The 20122-nt window shown below is 62.7% G+C and carries 14 protein-coding genes; 12 read left to right on the top strand and 2 right to left on the bottom strand.

Going from position 1 to position 20122, the window contains the following annotated elements; translation table 11 throughout:
• Positions 1-102 precede the first annotated feature (102 nt).
• The 6 genes from LB520_RS11875 to LB520_RS11850 all read left to right on the top strand — a co-directional run bounded on the left by LB520_RS11875 (position 103) and on the right by LB520_RS11850 (position 9533).
• A complete protein-coding gene (locus LB520_RS11875) occupies positions 103-2961 on the top strand; it encodes an SGNH/GDSL hydrolase family protein (protein WP_224637620.1) in 2859 nt (952 codons plus the stop codon).
• Between the two features lie 283 nt (positions 2962-3244).
• Positions 3245-3562, top strand: coding sequence for a hypothetical protein (locus tag LB520_RS11870; protein ID WP_224637619.1), 318 nt, complete (start codon positions 3245-3247; stop codon positions 3560-3562).
• Complete coding sequence (locus LB520_RS11865; RefSeq protein WP_224637618.1) at positions 3559-4794, top strand: hypothetical protein; 1236 nt, start codon at positions 3559-3561, stop codon at positions 4792-4794. The genes LB520_RS11870 and LB520_RS11865 overlap by 4 nt, the downstream gene beginning before the upstream one ends.
• A gap of 116 nt (positions 4795-4910) precedes the next feature.
• Positions 4911-6413, top strand: coding sequence for a hypothetical protein (locus LB520_RS11860; RefSeq protein ID WP_224637617.1), 1503 nt, complete (start codon positions 4911-4913; stop codon positions 6411-6413).
• 11 nt (positions 6414-6424) lie between these two features.
• The gene (locus LB520_RS11855) at positions 6425-7555 is read left to right on the top strand and encodes a caspase family protein (RefSeq protein WP_224637616.1); all 1131 of its coding nucleotides are present in this window, start codon (positions 6425-6427) and stop codon (positions 7553-7555) included.
• A gap of 64 nt (positions 7556-7619) precedes the next feature.
• A complete protein-coding gene (locus LB520_RS11850) occupies positions 7620-9533 on the top strand; it encodes a pYEATS domain-containing protein (RefSeq protein WP_224637615.1) in 1914 nt (637 codons plus the stop codon).
• Positions 9534-10096: 563 nt separating this feature from the next.
• Here LB520_RS11850 and LB520_RS11845 read toward each other — a convergent pair.
• Positions 10097-11215 (bottom strand): NAD(P)/FAD-dependent oxidoreductase, encoded by a 1119-nt coding sequence (locus LB520_RS11845; protein ID WP_224637614.1) that lies wholly within the window; start codon positions 11213-11215, stop codon positions 10097-10099.
• A gap of 112 nt (positions 11216-11327) precedes the next feature.
• On the opposite strand from LB520_RS11845, the gene LB520_RS11840 reads away from it, so the two are divergent.
• The 5 genes from LB520_RS11840 (at position 11328) to LB520_RS11820 (ending at position 18054) form a co-directional block, all read left to right on the top strand.
• Entirely contained in the window at positions 11328-12233 is a 906-nt protein-coding gene (locus LB520_RS11840; protein WP_224637613.1) for a LysR family transcriptional regulator, read from the top strand.
• A gap of 89 nt (positions 12234-12322) precedes the next feature.
• Positions 12323-14401 carry a hydantoinase/oxoprolinase family protein gene (locus LB520_RS11835; RefSeq protein ID WP_224637612.1) on the top strand — a complete coding sequence of 693 codons (2079 nt, stop codon included), beginning with the start codon at positions 12323-12325 and terminating at the stop codon, positions 14399-14401.
• A gap of 4 nt (positions 14402-14405) precedes the next feature.
• The gene (locus tag LB520_RS11830; protein ID WP_224637611.1) at positions 14406-16391 is read left to right on the top strand and encodes a hydantoinase B/oxoprolinase family protein; all 1986 of its coding nucleotides are present in this window, start codon (positions 14406-14408) and stop codon (positions 16389-16391) included.
• Positions 16388-16690, top strand: coding sequence for a (2Fe-2S)-binding protein (locus tag LB520_RS11825; RefSeq protein ID WP_224637610.1), 303 nt, complete (start codon positions 16388-16390; stop codon positions 16688-16690). The genes LB520_RS11830 and LB520_RS11825 overlap by 4 nt, the downstream gene beginning before the upstream one ends.
• Entirely contained in the window at positions 16687-18054 is a 1368-nt protein-coding gene (locus LB520_RS11820; RefSeq protein WP_224637609.1) for an NAD(P)/FAD-dependent oxidoreductase, read from the top strand. Before LB520_RS11825 ends, LB520_RS11820 begins: the two co-directional genes overlap by 4 nt.
• A gap of 26 nt (positions 18055-18080) precedes the next feature.
• Here LB520_RS11820 and LB520_RS11815 read toward each other — a convergent pair whose 3' ends face one another.
• Complete coding sequence (locus LB520_RS11815) at positions 18081-19406, bottom strand: NAD(P)/FAD-dependent oxidoreductase (protein WP_224637608.1); 1326 nt, start codon at positions 19404-19406, stop codon at positions 18081-18083.
• A gap of 224 nt (positions 19407-19630) precedes the next feature.
• Here LB520_RS11815 and LB520_RS11810 point away from each other — a divergent pair, with 224 nt between their 5' ends.
• Complete coding sequence (locus LB520_RS11810; RefSeq protein ID WP_127407051.1) at positions 19631-20107, top strand: Lrp/AsnC family transcriptional regulator; 477 nt, start codon at positions 19631-19633, stop codon at positions 20105-20107.
• Positions 20108-20122 lie beyond the last annotated feature (15 nt).

Raw genomic sequence — 20122 nt, 5'->3', positions numbered from 1 at the left:
AAACGCGCCCGATCTCTTTTGAAAATTCGCATTGGACCCTGGAACGCTGGAGCGCTGGCTAATGCCGCGGCTTCGGGCGGCACCGAACGATAGGAGAGTTTGATGTTGCTAATGGAGAGCGAAGACCGCAGTAAATCTGGCAAATCGGCAAGGTCCGGCATCCCTGATATGGATGATATGGCGGCGCTGCCAGACCCTTTGGTCGAAGAGGAACCGTCCGACATTGATGTTGAACTGGGGGAATATCTCGAGTCCGTGGAGGCGAAAGACCCCGATGGGTTCTTGAGGAACTTCGCAAGAGCCAGCGCCTACGACGCGGTCAAGTGGCCGAAGTATGACGAGAACGCTCCCGACTATGCCAGTGTCGCAACCATCGAAGCGCCCGCCACCTTCCTGCTCACTGCGGAAGTGCTCGACCGCCTCATTGCGTTGAACTATTTCGTACCCGAGGGAGAGGACGACACGATCGCGATTGCGTTGCGCGGCGCGACACTTGCGGACGGCTTGCTTGACGTCGAGACAGTCGATGAGGCGACTGTCATGGTCACCCGCCCCGATCACATCAACTTCAAGTGCCTGATCGGCTTTTTCTTCAGGAAGACGCGCAAGCTCTCTTTGTACACGGGATCAACCGTGCCGTGCCGAAAGGCTATTTTTGGCTATGTAAATGGTGGAATGAGCTGCAACGTCCTGCCAAACGGGCTCTACAGCTACTATGTGTGGCGCCACAAGACGATCAAGCCGGCGCTCAGGCTGGCGGTTTCGAACGCCAGCCTGGCCGATCTTGAGGCCGGCCAATCCGCCACTGTCCTGCGCACGAAGAACGATTATATCCTGGGAACCAAGGATATATGGGATCCATCGCGCCCGCTCGATAACGTCCATTGTTCCTACTATCTAACCTATAATCCTGACCTTGGTTCGTACTTTTCATCCTGGGGCTGTCTCACGATTCGAGGCAAGAAGACAGGTACCGACCAGTGGGGGAAGTTCCAGAAGGTGCTCTCGAAGATCGGGCAGCGCTCACGACTCGACCTGATGCTGTTGACGGGGAAGGATGCGGCGCTGGCGGCGGCCCAACTGGGAGATGGGCAACCGGCCGGCTCCTTGGTCCGGTTGCGGGTCGGCTCCCAGGGGCAGGCAGTATTGCTGCTTCAGCAGCGCCTGGGATTGGGAGCAAGCGGATATTTCGGCTACGCCACCCGTGCTCGTCTGACCGAATTCCAGCGCGAGCTTACCGGACAACAAGGCGAGGCATGGGCAGATGGAGTCTACAGCCCGGCATTCGACCTTTTGACCGGCTGGGATGTTTTTTCTGCTGCCCCGCTAACAAGGCTGATGCTCAAGTCGGAAGTTGCCGAGAACGCAGGTGAGGGGCTTGCTGCCGACGCATTGCGCGCTCTGCCGCCAGACGAGTACGCGACTGACGAGCCCTCGAAAGAAGGGTCAACTCGCGAGAGAGCCAGGCCGAAACCAAGAGCCAGGACATTTACGATTGAACCGGCCAACGAGCCACAACAATCTGGCGTCTCGTTCTACGCGACGGAGGAGTCTACAGGAGAGAGATTCTTCGTCGCCAAGTCGACCAGGTATGTGCGGCGAAGAGGGCTTGCGCGCTCAAGCATTCTGCTAATCTACGATCGCTTCCAGGCAGCCAACCAGGCCGGTGCGTGGGCTCATTTCATTTGGCCGACCGCCATGGGCGAAAGCAACGCCCGGCATCTCACGATAAACAGCTATGATCGCGCGCATTTCACATGGGGCTTCTTCCAGCTTGCCGCCCATACGCCGAAGGACAACTTGATCCTGCTGATGCGTGAACTGCTTGGCCTGAGCAGTGCCGCCGCCTATTTCCCGGACCTCAAGCTTGTCAATGGGCGCGTGCATCAGATGACGTCCAGCGGGGAAGTGGACCTTGAGCACGAGGAGGCCGTTCCGATTGGAAGCCAAACCGGGGTGCAGATACCGCGGTTCATGCGCTATCTCAATCCGGATTCATACCGCGTCGACAACGCGGAAGTGCTGACCGCCGCCAAATTCGTCCACTGGTCGCTCAATGACCCGAAAGTCATTGAGAAGACGATCGAAGTGGCGCTTCGCATCGTCAAACGCAAGATGAATGCCTTCGCCCAAAGATACGATCTCTTCGGCCGGCGGCCGGAACTGGCAATCTGGGTACTCGACATGTTTCATCAGGGGCGCGGCTCGGTCAGCCAGGTCAAAGCTGCACTGCAGTTATCGAGCTTCTCGGCGCAGTTGGACGCGCTGAGCATCCTGAGCGATCTTGAGGATAGCTATGGGTTCGATGTGGAGTCGGCAGCCCATCGCGGCGATACGGTCGAGGACATGGCCTATTCGGACAGTCAACTCGACGACTTTGCGCGTCGGGTCGAAAAGGTTCTTCGCACGGGCGTCGAACCGCGCGCGATCCTCCTTTCAGGCGGTGGCAATGATGTGGCGGGTGACGAGTTTGCCATGCTGCTCAACCACGCGACGTCGAGCATCGCCGGCCTCAACCAATCAATCGTCACGGGTATTATCGATCAGCGCATTCGTGATGCCTACGTGACCATTCTTAGTGCGATCACCGAAATCTGCAAAGCCCACCTTGGCCATCCCGTACCCATCGTGATCCATGGCTATGACTATCCGGTGCCTGACGGGCGAGGCTTCTTGGGTGGGTGGGGCCCGTTTCCAGGCCCTTGGCTTGAGCCAGGCTTTCGCCAAAAGGGCTACTCTCAGATGAGCAGGCGAAAGCAAATCTGCGTCGAGCTGATTGACCGCTTCGACACGATGCTTGCTGGTCTTGCCGGCACGTCGCCTTTTGGACATGTCAAATTTTTGGATCTGCGCAACACGCTGGCGACAGGCTCAACCTACAAGACCTGGTGGGCAAACGAGTTGCATCCGACAGCGAAGGGCTTTGAGGCGGTCACAAAGAAATTTGCTGGCGTGATTTGACGCTTCTTGTCGGTGCGCCAGCCGCAAAGCCACTTGGCGGTGGCAAGCGTCCAAGGCGGGTTCGACGTCTTTCAGAGTGCATAGGTACGGTTGACGATAGTCGTTGCCTACAAGCGAACCGGGCTCTCGTCGCAAACGGAGGGGGTAAATGCAGGAGTCCTTGCAATACATATTCCTTGCCGCGTTGGCCTACAAATATAGTTACGCAGAGAGTCCAACGCCTAGACTTCGATTCTCAAAAAGACTAGCCTAAGCCATTGCTTAATTAGGGGCTTGAGGGGTCATGCAAAAACAGGCGATCTATGCCTACAGTTTGAGTGGGAAGAATATACGAGTTAGCATCGTCTCGGCCCGGCTGCGAATGGTACTGGATCCAAAGGGGATCATCGGGGTCGACACGCTCGATCCTCTGACCGATTTCTTCGACGGTGCGAACCCCGCATTCGTGCTGCCGGACATGATCAGCAGCTACAAACCATTTCATGATGATAAGCTGGAGGTCACCGTGGGGGACATAAGCAAGGCCAAGACAGTCCACGATGTGACAACGATCATCTTACGAAAATACAAGCAGATGGGCTGGAAGGTGCTGATCGGATGACCGTGCGATTGTTAGTGCTGCCGGTCGTATCGCTGCTGGGACTGTCCTTTGCGGCGGCCGCAGAAAAGTCTGTCGCTGAACGGTACGACCTCAACCACAACGGCTATATCGACGATGGGGAGGAGATGCACGTTCTCGCCCTCCACTATGCGAGTCCCGTATTGCGCGCCTACGATGTCGCTCCGACCGACGGGAAACTCAGTAAAAACGAAATCCAAACCATCTACGACACAGCGGAAAATCGCCTCAGCGATAACGAGTCCGTGCAAGCCACTCTCGGCCCGCTCCTCGACAAGCTTTCTCAAGCCCATGGTCGCCTACCGATTAAGGACGCCAACATCGACTTCACCGGGATCGATGCGGCGATTGAGGTGGGCGAGAAGGGCCTTGAGCCGGAATGCTCGGTCAAGCAGAGGCTGTTCCTACGCCGCGACAAGGTCGACATGTCGCTCTATGACAACACGCTCGGCGCCAAGCAAGCCAAGGGCGCGTCCATCCGGGTCAACCATGACTACGTGCTCGGTCAGACGACGGCGACCGTCGACGCTGCCACCGCCGTGGTCCTTTTCCGCAATGCATGCCCAGATCCGGGCGCGCAGGACATAGCGGAAGGCTTCCTGGCAGGCTATTCACTCGCCGCCTACTCGGACCTCGCCGGCGAATTCGGGACAGGCAGTCGGGATCTCGAAAGCAACGCCGAGATCGGGCTGGACGGCCAACTCCAGATTCAGGGCGGCCCGTTCCGCTACACTTACGTCACCGCCGGCGCCTACTACCTCACCGACTTTCATGGTGAAGCCAGCGGATACGGTTTCCAGGCAACTGTTCAGCCCTACGATGAGCGGATCCATCTGGGCATCACTCGCAAGGATAACCCCTACCTCAGCTGGTACGTTACACCGATCCTTCGCATCGACAGCGTACAGGTCAACGACGGCGGCTTCACCGGACTGGCTGATGACACACGATACCTTTGGCTTGGCGGAGACTTCGAACTCACCGCATTCCTCTATCCTGAGAAGTTCGGTCACCGCTTGTACGCCAAGGCCAATGCCAATCTTTACTGGGACGCGCTTGGGGAACGTTTCGTGGATCAGTACGGCGCCGGTCTTTTCTATAACGTTGACCCTGCCGGAAACACGTCCGTCTCGACGGAGTACGTCTACGGTACTGACCGCAAGAAGCTTCGGCACGAAGACAAGGTCACAGTCAACTTCAACGTGAAATATTGAGCTCGAGCTTGGTGGCACGCAGCCGCCAGTCGACATCGCGGAAGTGCGACGCTGCCTGATTTCGCTCTGCTCCCGACTTGCGGTCAGAGTAGCACCACCTTCAAGGGACCACCGCTATGAGCGTTTTCAACATATTGACCCGGAATGGCGCTGCTGACCCAGGACAAGAGCAGTTGCTCTCCGATTTGGCTGCCGAGCTCAGTAAACCCCACGCGAAACTCCTAATTCACCTCCACGGGGGTCTGGTCGACGAGACCTCGGGTTTGGCTGCCGCCGAGCGTCTGTCCGGAAATGGCCAAAACAGTTGGCAGCTCGGGCCTGAATGGACGCAGGTCTATGTTATCTGGCGGACTGGAGCGATCGAGACCATCAGGACCAACTGGATCGATCTCGTCCACGACGATCGGCTCTATCAAACAATCCTGCGCAAGCTGATCGGCTTTGTCACCAAGAAACTCGGCATGCCTTCACTCGGCGCGCGGGGACCGGGTTCCCTGTCGATCAACGAGGCAGAGATCCAACGGCGATTGACGGGAAAGGCTGGGCAGCGGCCTTTCGACGATGTCGACGTTCATTTGGCGCCTGAACTTCCGACTGGCTCGCGCGCAACGGTCATGAGCGAGCAGACCAATGGCGAACTAGCCATCGAATTCCAGAAAGAACTAGCGGAGGACGGTTCCTTCCAGGGCGTTGCCGCCGATATTGACGAGGCGGTCAATGTGCCCAGCGGTGCACGCACACCCTCGGTCGCGGTTGACATGGCCGAGGGCAGGAAAATGCTGGAGCGACTTGATCACAGCATCCAGGGAGAGGTGGCGCCTCCGCCTGCCGTCGCGGGCGAGCCTCGCGGCATTGTTTCGGTTGGCACTTTCCTGATTTCGCATGCAGGCGAGGTCGCAATCCGGTGCTTCAAACGCTTTCGTGGCGGCCGGGACCACGGCGTGCACGCCACCATCGTCGAGGAAGTGTGCCGCGAATTCTACGGCGACCTTGTCGGTGCCAAGGTGTGGGGTATGATGGTGCAGGACGCTGCGGACCATTTCGGGCCAGGAAAGCTTGGAAGCAAGATCATCGACATCATCAAGGAGCACACGCCCAATGATTTTGTCATGAGTGGTCATAGCGCCGGGTCGATCTGGGCATCGCGGTTCCTGCTTGCTGCCAAGGCGGCGGGCCTCGACAAAAAGGTCAGGCTAGTCCTGCTGGCGCCAGCGGTTCGCGAAAATCTCTTCGCCAAGATGCTCGATGAGGCCGGCGACATGATCGAACGCTGTCGCATGATTACGATGACTGATGAGCTTGAGCGAGCCGATGCGGTGCTCGGCCATGACAAGGGCTATATCTATCCAAGCTCGCTTCTCTACCTGGTCTCGGGAATGTTTGAGGAGATGAATGCCAAGGCCTATCCTGACGCGCCAATTCTTGGAATGCAGCGCTTTTCCAGCATATCGAGCCTCGACACCGCTGAGCAGGATGCCGCAAAGTCCATCGCGAAATTCTTCCAGAAAGAAGGCCATGGTGTCATCGTGTCGCCGACGCCGGGCATCGCCATGGCCAACAGCCATGGCGACTTCGACAACGAGCCGTTGATGCTTGCAACCGCGCGTGCGCTTTTTTAGGCCGACGCGCTATGGGCAACTGGGCTATCGTCGTCGGGATAAATGAATACCCTCCGCTGGCGAAGCAGGGGGCTCTGCAGGGCGCGGTTGCAGACGCCTGCGACTTTGCCGATTGGGCCCTTGACCCGGCCGGTGGCAATGTCCCTGCAGAGCACCTCTTCTTCTGGACATATCCTTGGCCAACGGCACCCCAGGGCCGGCTTCAAGCCTATATCGCAGGCGGGCCGCCTCAATGGTACAACGTTGATCTAGGTTCGGCTGACCCCAATCCAACGCGCGCGCCAAACGCGCTCGAAATCACCACGACGATCGAGAGCCTTGGGCGCACGGTACGCGCCAAAGCCATGGAAGATGGCGACACCGGCACGCGCCGCGTCTACGTGTTTCTGGCGGGCCATGGCATTCGGGCCAAGACGGTGGATCGCAGCGAGGAGACCTGCTTCCTCGCCGGTGATTTCCGACCCATTAACAACGGCAATCTTGCCGCCGGTCTGGTGCCGTGCGACAGCTTTCGAAGAGCGCTCCTCAACGATCGCTTCGACGAGGCTATTCTGTTCACAGATTGCTGTCGCACACAGACAGCCCGTTCAGCGCTGATGGCACAGCCGGTATCTGATTATAGCGGCCAGCCAATCGCGCCTCACAGTATAGCGTACGCGGCGCAAGACGACATGCTGGCGCATGAGACCACTCAGCCGCCGGTTCGGGGCGCCTTTTCGAGCGCGCTCATGCGCGGTTTGCGCACCCACCGGACGGGTGCTTCGAGCGACCTTTACGCCGCGACGCTCAAGCAATACGTGCTCGACAATATCAAGGACTTCACTGCCACTGGTCAGAAGCCCAATATGTGGTTTCATCCCGATGGTGATGGGCCGCTGATCGTCCGGGGCGCACCGGCGGTTGCCGGACCGATGCCGACAGTCCGTTTGATCGACGTCTCTGCTCTTCCCAACGGCACTCAGCTTATCCTCAATGGCGGCGACAACACGCCGCTGCCCGGGATTCAGCCGCTCGTGGTCACAGGTCCCAATATGGCAACGCCACCGCTTGCGCCAGGCCTCTATTCAATCGATGTCAACGATGGCAGCGGTCGATATACGACGTTCAAGCATCCAAGTGCGGAGCCTGTTTATGTCGGCTGATAGCCTGCCGCCGCGTCCCCCGATCAGCCTCTCGTTGGTCGCTCGCCCAGGAATCACGATTCGAGTGCTTGACGGGGCCCTCGCGGAGATCGGCCGTGGTACCGAACGGTTCGAAAAGGAGCTGGCTCAGGGACTTTATCTCGTTGAATGGAGTTCCGCCGGCCAGCAGGCGCAGACTATCGTTCGTCTCGATGGAAGCCAGGACAAGGTCGAGGTCCAGTTCGATCCCAGCGATCTGAAATCCCCGGGCGCATTCGATTCCAAATCGAGCGATCGCATCGCGCTGGTGGATGCTGTCAACGGGGCAGTCAAGCCCTCCGAGCGAAGCTACGAATCCTCGATCGTGCTCGTCGTTACAGGTGAGACCGACGTGCTCGCAGCCGCCGGCGGTCTCGACTTGAGGCTCTATGATCGTGAGGAGGTCGCGATGCGCGCGAATCCCAACGATGCACCTAGTCTGGAACTCGGCAGGGGAGAGCACGCCTACTGCTACGACGTCCGACCAGGACGCTACCACATCGGTTTCCGGTCGATCCTTGGTCAACGGCTGGGGCAGAGCGTACCGGCGCTCGCTGGTCGACAGACGCTGGTCTTCCTTACCGTCTCGCGCACGAACTTGATCGTCGCCGATGGTGACGAATTCCACAAGGAGGACAGCGTCGGCATCGACCCGGCGCGTACGACCATAGTAACGGTACGCGGCGACGAGAACGACTACCGTGTCCGCGAGCGCGTGCGCCTGGCCGGTTTAATGCTGTTCGATCTCGCGAATGGGACGAACTCACTCTCGACGGATGTCGTGGATGTCCTTGACGACCCGATGACCGACCCGCTCCTCAAACTCTACGGCGCCTTTGGCGCGCTGTCGGCGTTGGAGCGCCATGGATCGTTCGCAGCAAGCGAGCCTTCGCAGGGCAGCCGACCGCCTACCTACGACCAATCCTGGATCGAACGACTTGCCGGCTGGATCGGCGACCCATCGCAACGGGGATTGCCAACCGACGCAACCGCTGCCTGCTGGGAGCTGCACCGTCTCAATCCGCACATCTTCGGGACGGAAAAATGGGCGAGACTGCCTTCCCGCATTGAAACGCCGCCGATGCTCGAATGTGCCTGGCGGTGGGCGATCGAAGAAAGCATTCAACGCCCTGGCGCCGTGCGTGGGGCGGCAATTGTCGCAACCGCGCGGTCGTCTGGCGGCAGCCAGCCATGGCTTTGCTGGCAGCTGGCAGCCGCGACCGCGAAGTTCAAGCCCGTCGGCCCCGCCGTCGACGATCTGCCGTCGTTGCTAACTCAGGTCGCACAGAAGGTTGCATCGCTCGTCCAGGTCGAGCCTAACGGCGTGCGTCGCACGCTCTCCAAGCAGCTCGACGCCTTAGGTCCCGAGGTCCAGGCGACGGCGTTGCGCGCGATGCAACTCGCGTTGCCCACCGCGACAAAGGTGTCGGCCGGCATCATCACCGATCTGGCAGTTGCGCTGGGTTTGCCGTCTCAACAGCTTCGCAAGAGGCTCGCAAACACGAAAGCAGCACTAGACGACGCGACTCCGTCGGCGCAGTCATGGAGTTCGGGCGCTACCGCGACAGACGCTAGGAGCCCATCAGGCAAGCAGGCGCCCGGCTTATCACGTCGCATCAGGTATAAGAACGACCTGCAGAAGGGCAGGTTCGGAGGCAATGCCAGCCGCGGGGGATTTACGGCTTCGGCCGAGTTCGAGAAGACCCGCTCGAAGAATTGGGTGAAGATCGTTTTACGCGTCGAAGGACCCGGCCGCGACGGCGAGGAGGCCCAGTTCCACCTCCATGACAGTTTCATGCCACCGCTCAGGTCCAGGAAATTCAAGGCTGGCGTGGCAAGGCTGGCCGTGACCGTCTGGGGCGGGTTTACGCTGGGTGTATGGATTCCAGCCCATGACGTCGAACTCGAGCTTGATCTTACCGAGTTGGACGACGCTCCCAGGATCGTGCGGGAACGTTAGATCAAGGCACTCCTGCTGATGCGCTCTGGTTTATTTGTCAGAATCCGGAATTTCATATCGGGGCCATTCGCCGGGTTGCCACGGGCCTGGCAGCGCCCCCAAACAAGCAGCTGACGCGACCTGTTCGGCAGGTTGCTGAGCACCGCTTGCCGGTCTCATGAGCATCCCTTGGCGATGCTGACAGGCGGTCTTGCGCCAGCCCATCGTCCAATGGCCACCGCCCTCTACTTATGGATAAGAAGGGTGGCTCATTTTGGGTTCTTATCCCGTTCGCCAGACCACGCAAAATCACAAAGGACATGGATTGGCGAACCACCTGCAAACTATTGACTTTCTGTGGCAAAGGCGGTCCCTCAGCGACTAACAAGATCGTTATTCGCCAATGGGTTGCGAAGCAGTTCGCCAAAGTCGATTCAAGAAGCTGATCCAGCCACTCGACGACCTTATTATCTTCTCTGAATGGCAGCTTTGCGCTGATATCGGCCGCCGCGTAGGCTCTGGCGTTTCCCAAAAACGGTCATTGCTAGTGGCCTGGGGACGCCAAACGCAATCGATTCGCTTCGTCAGGCTGCGCGGGCGAAGCGGTCGATCCTGAAATCGTCGAGCGGCGTTTCGCAGCGGCCGGTCATCATAAGCTCGGCCATGGCGTCGCCCACGCCCGGGCCGAGCTGGAAGCCATGCCCGCAGAAACCGAAGGCATGGAACAAGCCCGGCGTCGTCATTGAGCGTCCCATGACCGGCAGCATGTCGCGCACATAGCCCTCGCAGCCCGACCATGTGCGAATGACCGCGACCCCCGCGATCGCCGGCAACAGCCGCGCGACTGCGTGCAATTGCACCGGAAGGCGCATGGGATCGGCGGTTGCGTAACCGGGATCGAGGTCCACCGCCACCCGCTCGGCCGCGCCGCCGAAGACGATGTTGCCGCGTTCGACCTGACGCAGATAGGCGCCATGATCCTTGTCGCGCGTCCAGATGCCGACCACCGGCAGGATTCGGTGCGGCAACGGCTCGGTCACGCCCATCTGCGGGCCACGCGCGTCCAGCGGCACCTGTTCGCCGAACTGCGCGGCGACGCGCGCGCCCCAGGCGCCGGCGGCGTTGAGCAGGCACTCCGCGGCGAACGCACCTTTCGAAGTGTTAACAAGGAAGCCGGAGCCAGTGCGCTTCGTCGTCTCGACTTCGGCGTCCTGGACGATTTCCGCGCCGAGCTTACGGGCGGCTTCGGCAAAGGCCGGCGCGATCAGCCGCGGATTGCCGCTGCCGTCATGCGGCGAGAACGACGCCGCGATCGCCTCAGGACCGAGGCCGCGAAACCGGGAGCGGATTTCGCGCGGGGTCAGTTCCTCCAGCTCGAGCCCCCAGGGTCGTGCCGCCTGAGCGTAGGCCCGCATGTCGGCAAGACTTCCCTCATCGAAGATCAGTCGGATGTGACCGGTGGCCCGGAATTCCACGTCGCGGCCAAGCATTTTTTCGGCCTCGCCCCAGAGCGTGAGCGAACGATTGGCAAGCGGCAGCTGGGACAAATGGCGGCCGGTGCGCCGGATGTTGCCGAACGAAGCGATGGTCGCCCCGCTGCCGATCCGGTTGCGCTCGATCAGCGTCACGCGCGCGCCTCGCCGGGCGAGGAAATAGGCCGAAGCCGTCCCTATCAGGCCGCCGCCCAGCACGATCACATCCATGGCGGCTCCTTGCAAATAGCATTGGATCCTCACGCGATCTTGTCCGCGCCGCGGCATTGCGTCAAAGATGGGTTTGGACGGAAGTCATAAGCTCGACCTATGGAGTTGGGATTTGCGGGCCCGGCAGCTCGAAGTGTTCATCGCCGTCATGCGCGCAAGCACCGTGACCGCCGCGGCGCGGATGCTGAACATCTCGCAGCCCGCGCTCAGCCAGATACTGCTTCATACCGAGGACGAGCTTGGCTTCACCCTGTTCGAACGGGTCAAAGGCCGGCTGCGGCCGACGCCTGAGGCGCTCGAGATCTTCGCCGATGCCGAGCGGCTGTCGGCGGGACTGGAAGGTTTGCGCCGCAAGACTACCGACCTGCGTCTCGGGCGGACCGGGCTGGTGCGGGTCGCGGCTTCGCCACCGCCGGCCATGGCGGTATTGCCGCGCGCCTTCACCGCATTCCGGACGCAGCATCCGGACATTTTGCTGCGTTCCCACAGCGCGCCGATCGCCGCGATCGTCGACATGCTGCGCGCCGGCGATGCCAGCCTCGGCGTAGCCATGGACGACCGGCTGCCTCCCGATATCGAGGCGGAGGTGATCGGCAGCGTCGGCTTCGCCTGCCTGCTGCCTGCCGGGCATTCACTGCAGAAGAAAACGGAGCTGACGCTCGCCGACCTGGCCGGGGAGGAGCTGATATCCTATCGCGGCAATACCCGCCCCGCTGACGAACTGGCCCACGCTGCCCGCGCGCAAGGCGTGGCGCTTTCACCATCGCTAGAGATCGACGTCTCTATTTCCGCGATCGGTTTCGTCCAGGCCGGCCTGGGTATCGGCCTGGTCGACGCGCTGCTGCCCTGGCACCAGTTCGCCGGCCTTGCTGTCAGGCCATTGGCGGCCGGACCGGAATTTCCGATCGCGCTGCTCACGTCGCGTGCCCGGGCCCTGTCGCGCGCCGACGAGATGATGCGCGACGAAATCCGTACGGCCTGTTCCGCCGTTCTCGGTGAGCATCGCGCCAAGGCATAAGCAGGACTTATATCCTTCCCCCTCATCCATCTTGGACGTTGATCGTCCGCTCGTGCGAGTTTTGGTCGGCAGACAGGAAGGGACGCATCATGGACGGTGCCATCGCGGCGGACGCAGCGCAGAACGAAGCCGACTGGAAGGTCGGCGTCGATATCGGCGGAACGTTCATTGACTTCTGCGCGCTGGAGACCCGTTCCGGCCGGGTCGCCTCGCTGAAGGTGCTGACGACGCCGGACGATCCGGGCGCCGAGCTGATGGCGGGCCTCGCTCTCCTGGCGGAACGTGAAGGCTTCGATCCCACCCATATGACGCGCTTCGTGCACGGCACGACCGTCGGCATCAATACCATCATCCAGCGCAAGGGCGCCCCGCTCGCGTTGTTCACCAATGCCGGCTTCGAGGACGTGATCGAGCTCGCGCGGCTGCGAATGCCGGACATGTATTCGCTGTTCTGCGCGCGGCCGGACCCGCTGATCTCGCGCGACATGGTGTTCGGCATTCCGGCCCGCATGCGTGCCGATGGCAGTGAAACTCAGGCACCCGACATCGCCGTCGTCGAACGGGCGGTTGCGGCTGCGAAAGCAGGCGGAGCGCAAGGGATTATCGTGTCCTTCCTCCATGCCTGGCGCAACGCCGCGCAGGAAGCCTCGGTCAAGGCCGCGATCGCCCGTCTGGCACCGGACGTCTTCGTCTTCACCTCTGCCGAAGTGTGGCCGGTCATCCGCGAGTATGAACGCAGCTCGACTGCCATTCTCAATGGCTATGTCCATCCGCGCGTCTCGGGCTATCTGACAGCGCTGGAAGAGCGGCTGAGGAGCTGCGGTGTGCCGGCGCGCCCGATGCTGACGAAATCGAATGGCGGGCTGATGAACGCTGCCGAAGGCAAGCGCGCATGCGTGAACATGCTTTTGTCGGGAACGGCTTCCGGCGTCATCGGCGCCTCGTGGCTGGCGCGTCAGGCCGGCGAAGACAAGATCCTTACCCTCGACATCGGTGGGACGTCGGCCGACTTCGCGCTGATCATAGACGGCGAGGCGCAGTTCGGCACCGGCGAGCTGATCGGCGAATTCCCGCTCCACATTCCATCCGTGTCGGTGAGCTCGATCGGAGTGGGCGGCGGCTCGATCGCCAGTGTCGATGCGCAAGGCGTGCTGCGAGTCGGGCCGGAATCGGCTGGCTCGGCACCGGGACCGGCATGCTACGGCCGCGGCGGCGAACGGGCGACGGTGACTGACGCCATGGTGGTGTGCGGATGGCTCGGCCACAGCGAGATGGCCTATGGCCAGCTCCGGATCGATACTGGATTGGCGCATCGCGCGGTCGGCGAGCTTGCCGCCCGGCTCGGCCGCACGATCGAGCAGACCGCGCAGGCAATCCTCGATATCGCGGTGTCGGAAATGTTCGTCGAGGTCGAGAAACTCGCCTCGCGCGCTGGTGTCGACCTGCGCGATTTCACGCTGATGCCATTCGGCGGCGGCGGCCCGATGCTCGGCTCTTTCCTTGCCCGCGAACTCGGCATGAAACGAGTTATGGCGCCGCGCCGCCCCGGCGTGGTCTCGGCACTCGGCGGGTTGGTGGCGGATCTGCGCGGCGATTTTATCCGCACGATCTTCAGCCCGCTGTCCTCAGCGTCGCTTCCCGCCATCCGCGAGGCCTTCGAAGCGCTTGCGGGTGAGGGGCGTCATTGGCTCGCAGAGCAGGGGCATGACGCGGCCGCGGAACTCAACCTCTTCTGCGACATGCGCTATGTCGGGCAGAGCTATGAGATCGAAGTCGTCCTTTTGCCGCAATGGCTGGCGGATGGCGATATGGCCGCCATCGTACGGGCTTTTCACCTCACCCATCAGCAGCTCTACGATTTTCACGATCCGGACGGCGATATTGAGCTTGTGAACATCCGGCTGTCCGCCATAGGCGCAGGGCCGAAACTTTCCTTCCCGCAAATCGATGAGGTCGACGCCCCTGTCAATCCGGCGCGCCGGCTCCCGGTCTATACGGGCCTCGGCGTCGAGACCGTCGACCTTCACGACCGACAGACCCTCATGCCTGGCAACACGTTCCATGGGCCTGCCGTGGTCGTTCAGGAAGACACCACATTTGCGATCCCCGCGGGGACGCAGGCACGGGTCGACCGCCATCTAAACCTTCTGCTGACCTTCCCGGAGTGACGCCATGTTTGACCGGACAAACCTGCAGGTTCTGGCGAACCATGCCCGCGCGGCGGCCGAGAATATGGCCCACACGCTGCACCGCACCGCGCACTCCGCCTTCGTCAAGGAGACGCAGGATTTCACGGTGATGCTGATGGATAGTGGGGGCGCGACTTTCGCCGTGCCGATGGAACTCGGCGCCACCTGGTATCCGGGGCTTTCGTATCACCGCGCGATCGCGATGGTCAGCGACTACCGGCCGGGCGATGTTGCGTTCACCAACGATCCCTATTCCGGCCACGTCGCCACGCATGCGCCCGACACGCATCTGTGGAAGCCGGTTTTCGTCGACGACGAGATCGTCGCCTGGACCGGCGGGCACATCCACAACACCGACATGGGCGGGGCGGTGCCGGCTTCGCTCAGCCGGGCGCTGACCGAAATCCATCAGGAAGGCATCCGCTTCCCTCCAATGAAGCTGGTGAGGGAGGGCGTCTTCGACGAGACCATCCTGCGGATCATGAGCACCAATGTGCGCAAGCCCGACCTCAACATCGGCGACATCAAGGCGCTGGTCGGCGCACTCAACACCGGCGAGCGCAAGATCCAGGCGATGGTGCGGAAGTTCGGCAAGGCCGGCTTCGTCGAAGGCGTTTCCGCGCTTCTCGACCATGCGGAGGCGCAGGCGCGCGACGTGCTGCGCGGCTTGCCCGACGGCACATGGGAATTCGCCGACTATGCCGACGAGGATTCGGTCGAGGCCAATCCTTGCCGGCTGAAGCTGACGCTGACGATCAGGGGCGACGAGGCGGTGCTCGACTTCACCGGCTCCGATCCGCAGCTCGGCTCCTCGCTCAATGTGCCATCGGGCGGCGACCCGCGCCACACCATGCTGCTGGTAGGCGTCTACTATGTGCTCTACACGTTGAACCCGAAGATCCTGCTCAACACGGGCCTCACCCGGCCGTTTACCTGCATCACGCCGCAAGGTTCGGTGCTGAACCCGGTCCATCCCGCGGCCGTCGGCATGCGCTCGCTCACCTGCGCCCGGCTCCGCTCTGTCATTTTCGGCGCTTTCTCGCAGGCCGTGCCGGAGCGCCTGCCCGCGGCGCCGGCCGGCAACAATTGCATCGTCAACGTCATGACGGTCGATGAGCGCACCAGCCGGACCGTCATCGCGGCGGTGAACCCGGTGGTGGGTGGCGGCGGGGCGATGCCGCATCGCGATGGGACAAATGGATCGGGCGCGGATGCCGCCTATCTGAAGAACACGCCGATCGAGATCACCGAGACCGAGACGCCGGTCGAATTCGTCAGATATGGCCTCGCCAGGGACAGCGGCGGCGCCGGGCGGTGGCGGGGCGGGCTGGCGACCGAGGTGGCCTTCCGCGTCTTCGCGCCCGACTCCCGGATCACGGCACGCAATCGCGACCGCAGCTTCTTCCGACCCTGGGGCGTGCTGGGCGGCAAGGCGGCCGGTCTCTCGGACATGGTCGTCAATCCAGGGACAGAGCACGAGCGGCGGCTGGGCAACATCGACACGGCGGTTCTGCAGCCAGGTGACGTGCTGGAAATCCGCTCCGCCGGGGGCGGCGGGCGCGGTGATCCGCATCAGCGCGAGCCCTGGCGGGTGGCGCTGGATGTCCGGCGCGGCTACATCTCGCAGGCTGCGGCCGAGCGTGACTATGGCGTCGTCTTTCGCGGCAGCACGGTCGACGAGCAAGCGACGGAGCAGCTGCGCGCGCAAAGGGCGCCCGCCATCGGCCATTTCCATTTCGGCCCCGAGCGCGACGGCTACGAAGCGCAGTGGACGCCCGCCGCCTATGACCGGCTCCATGCTCTGCTTGACGCCTTGCCGATCCACTGGCGGTTTTTCGCCAAGACGGAGATTTTTCGGCGCATGGAGGGGCGCTGCGGGCCCGATGGCGTCCAGGCTGCCTTCGACGCCGCCTGCGTGCGGTTTCCCGAGTTGCCGCGTCCTCAACCAGCGCGACAGGCGGCGGAATGATCGCGAGCGGCCGCATCGTCCGGCTGGCCGAGCGACACCGGGCAGAGGTGCATTTCATTCTCAACGGTGAGAGGCGCGGCGCGCTCGCGGGCGACACCGTGCTGACCGCCATGCTGGCGTCAGGACACGCCTTGCGGAACTCCGAGTTCGGATCGGAGCCGCGTGCCGGGTTCTGTCTGATGGGCGCCTGCCAGGATTGCTGGGTTTGGCAAGAGGAGGGACCGCGCCTGCGCGCGTGCACAACCCTGATCGCCGAGGGCATGCGACTGCGAACGACGCCGCCGGAGAACTGGCCGTGAGCGATGTTGCCTCGCCGCGGATCGTGATCGTGGGCGCAGGCCCTGCCGGTATCAGGGCTGCGGCGACGCTGGTCGATGCTGGCTTCCATCCGATTGTGATCGACGAGGGGCAGCGCGCAGGCGGCCAGATCTATCGCCGCCCGCCAGCCGGGTTCACCCGTACGCCGGAAGAGCTCTATGGATCGGAGTCGGCCAAGGCCCGCGCGCTGCATTCGCTCTTCGACCGACTGGCCGAAGAGCGGCGGCTCACCCATTGCGCCGGCACCTCCGTCATCGCCGCGCATGAGGGTCGGCTGCATGTGCTGGGGGAGGGCGGCGTGCAGATGATCGTCTATGACCGCCTGATCCTTGCCACCGGCGCGTCCGACCGCGTCGCCCCCGTTCCAGGCTGGCAGAACGCCGGCGTCTACAGCGTCGGCGCAGCGCAGATCGCGCTCAAGGCGCAGGGCGTGGCGCTCGGGCGACGGATCGTCCTTATGGGATCGGGGCCTTTGCTGACCCTGGTTGGTGCCCAACTCGTCAAGGCTGGCGCGGATGTGGTGGCGGTGCTCGACACCGCCCCCTGGCGCCAGCAACTGCGAGGCCTGTGGGATATTGCCGCTCGGCCAGCCGTCGCGTTGCGCGGTTTGGTTATGCGGGCGCGGCTTGGTGGTCGCTACCATGCGGGCGTGACGCTGGAACGGATCGAGGCCGACGGGTCGGGCGTGGTGGCGTTTCGCTGGCGCGACGCCGGCGGAAGGGAGCGCGTCACCTCATGCGACATGATCGGCATGGGCTGGCATCTGCGGGCGGAGACGCATCTAGCCGATATCGCCGGATGCGCCTTCACCTATGACGAACAATGGCAGCAATGGCTGCCGAAGATCGACGAGATGGGGCGGGCCGGCAACGGCGTCTACCTTGCAGGCGATGGGGCTCGCCTGCTTGGGGCTGATGGGGCCGAGATCGCGGGGCGCCTCGCGGCGGCAGCCTGCCTTGCCGATCTGGGACATCCGATGCCTTCCGTCGGCGCCGACCTGCTCAAGCTTAAGCGGCTCAAGCGCTTTGCGCGCGGTCTGGCCATCGCCTTTCCGTGGCCGGGGGCGATGGCCCGGGCACTCCCCGACGATGCGATCGTGTGCCGTTGCGAGAACGTGACAGCGGGGAGCATTCGCGCGAGCGTGGAGCATGGCGGCGGCGACGCCAACCGTGTGAAGTCGCTGTCGCGTGTCGGGATGGGCCGCTGCCAGGGACGCTATTGCCTGCCGGCCGCCGTCGAAGTCATCACGGCGCAGGCCGGATGCGCGCCAAAGGATGTCGGCCGGTTTCGCGGACAGGCGCCTGTGCGGCCCGCGCCTGTCGGCGCTTTTCTCCAGGAGGGCTGATGCGAGCGCGAAAGTCGTGGCGAGCCTTAGAAATCGGCGACCTTACCCCAGGACGAAGCATCGAAGCGCCGCGGATCGTAGGATTTCGGGTCGACAATCGGCTCCGAGGCGGTGACGAGATCGGCCACCAGATGTCCGGCGCCGGATCCTATGCCGAAGCCGTGTCCCGAAAATCCGGCAGCCAGGAAGAAACCTGGAACGGCATCAATCTCGCCGATCGCGGGCACGCCGTCCGGCGTGCTGTCGATATAGCCGGCCCAGGCCGCGCTGATCCTTGTCTGGCGCAGCGCCGGCAACAGCTCGAGCGCGCGGGCGTGGGTCAGGCGGATGGTCGCCCGGTCCGGGACCGGATCGAGAATGCGCATGCGCTCCATCGGCGTCGGTTGGTCGAGCCGCCAAAGCTTGAGCGTTTCGTGCCCAGAACGAACACCCTGCAGGCCGCCGGGCGCAAGGCTGCGCCACCGCTTCAGGAACATCGGCACGAAGTGGGACGAGAAGCGCAGCTGCTGCGGCGTCACGTCGACGCGGCCGCGTCCGCTGATTGCGAGTGTATAGCCGCCATTGCCACGACGCGTGACGGAAATCTTTGCCGTGTGCAGCGCGTCCGGCAGGCCTTCGGCGCCGGGCGAGACGGAGAGGATCGAAGAGCGGATCGACGCCTGCGGAAAACGGAAGCCGAATTGCCGGCAGAAGGAGGACGCCCAGGCGCCGCCAGCCAGGACCGCCACCTTGGTCCGGATCGTTCCGTTTTCCGTGACAACGGCGCTCAGGCGTCCACCCTCGGTCTCGATACCGCGCGCGGCGCAATTTTGCAGCACCGTGCCGCCCAGCTTCAGGATGGCTCGGGCGACCGCGGGCGCGGCGCGCGACGGATCGGCGGTGCCATCGGTCGGCGAAAAGACGCCGCCCTTCCACGTCCGGCCAGTGGCATGGCCTCGCGCGCTGGCCTCCGCGCTGTCGAGCATATGCGTGGTGACGCCGGCTGTCCGGGCGAAGTCGCGCCAGCGCGCCCAGCCTGCCAGCTCCGCCTCGTCATTGCTGAGGTAGAGCAGGCCGTAGCGGCGAAAGCCGGTGTCCTCCCCGCTGTCCGCCACGAAACGCTCCCACAGATCGAGGCTGCGTGTCGCCATCGGCAGTTCACGGGCGTCGCGGTTCTGCTGGCGGCACCAGCCCCAGTTGCGGCAGGACTGCTCGGCGCCGATGCGCCCCTTTTCGACGAGCGCTACCTTCATGCCGCGCCGCGCCAGGTAATAGGCCGCAAAGACGCCGACGATGCCGCCGCCGATGACCACCGCGTCCGCGGATTGCGGCAGTTCGCTCGAAGTCTCGATTTGCTGCAGCGGTGCGCGCATGATCCTCTCCGCCTTGGGGCTTCAATCTACCGCGTTGCGCAGGCAGGCGCTGCTGCAGTTGAGAGCGAGGCAGAATTTTATTCCGGCCATCCGGTTGAATTCGGAAGCCGATGCGCTTCAAAGCGGTGTCCGATCCGATGGACAGGCCGTTGGGCTGTGCTAGTGTCGCTGGGTATTGGCAGCGCGGCATTTTGTGCTGCGGCGTGCGTTCTGTGGAGACGGCCATGAAACTGGATCGGATCGACATCAAGATTCTGCACGAATTGCAGAAGAACGGCCGCATCACCAATGTCGAACTGGCCGATCTGGTGCATCTGTCGCCGAGCCCGTGCCTCATGCGGGTCAAGAAGCTGCAGTCGGAAGGCTACATCGAGGGCTATTCGGCGCAGGTCAATATCGGCAAGCTCGGACAGACGCTCACCGTGTTCACCGAGATCACCTTGAAGAACCACCGCCAGGTCGACTTCGCCCGCTTTCTCGCCGTCGTCGAAAAGATTGATCAGGTCATCGAATGCCACCTCGTCTCGGGCGGCTACGACTATCTGATGAAATTCGTCACCGCCGGCATCGGCGAGTACCAGACGATCATGGAGCGGCTGACCGATATGGATATCGGCATCGACAAATATTTCAGCTTCGTCGTGTTGAAGTCTCCCATCGTCAAGGCGCACATGCCGCTGCCTAGCCTGTTCCCGATGTGAGACTCCGTTGACTCC

Source organism: Mesorhizobium sp. CA12 (genome assembly GCF_020165255.1).
Lineage (GTDB): Bacteria > Pseudomonadota > Alphaproteobacteria > Rhizobiales > Rhizobiaceae > Mesorhizobium.
The sequence above is the reverse complement of the archived record's forward strand: the minus strand, read 5'-3'. Positions and strand labels throughout refer to the sequence as shown.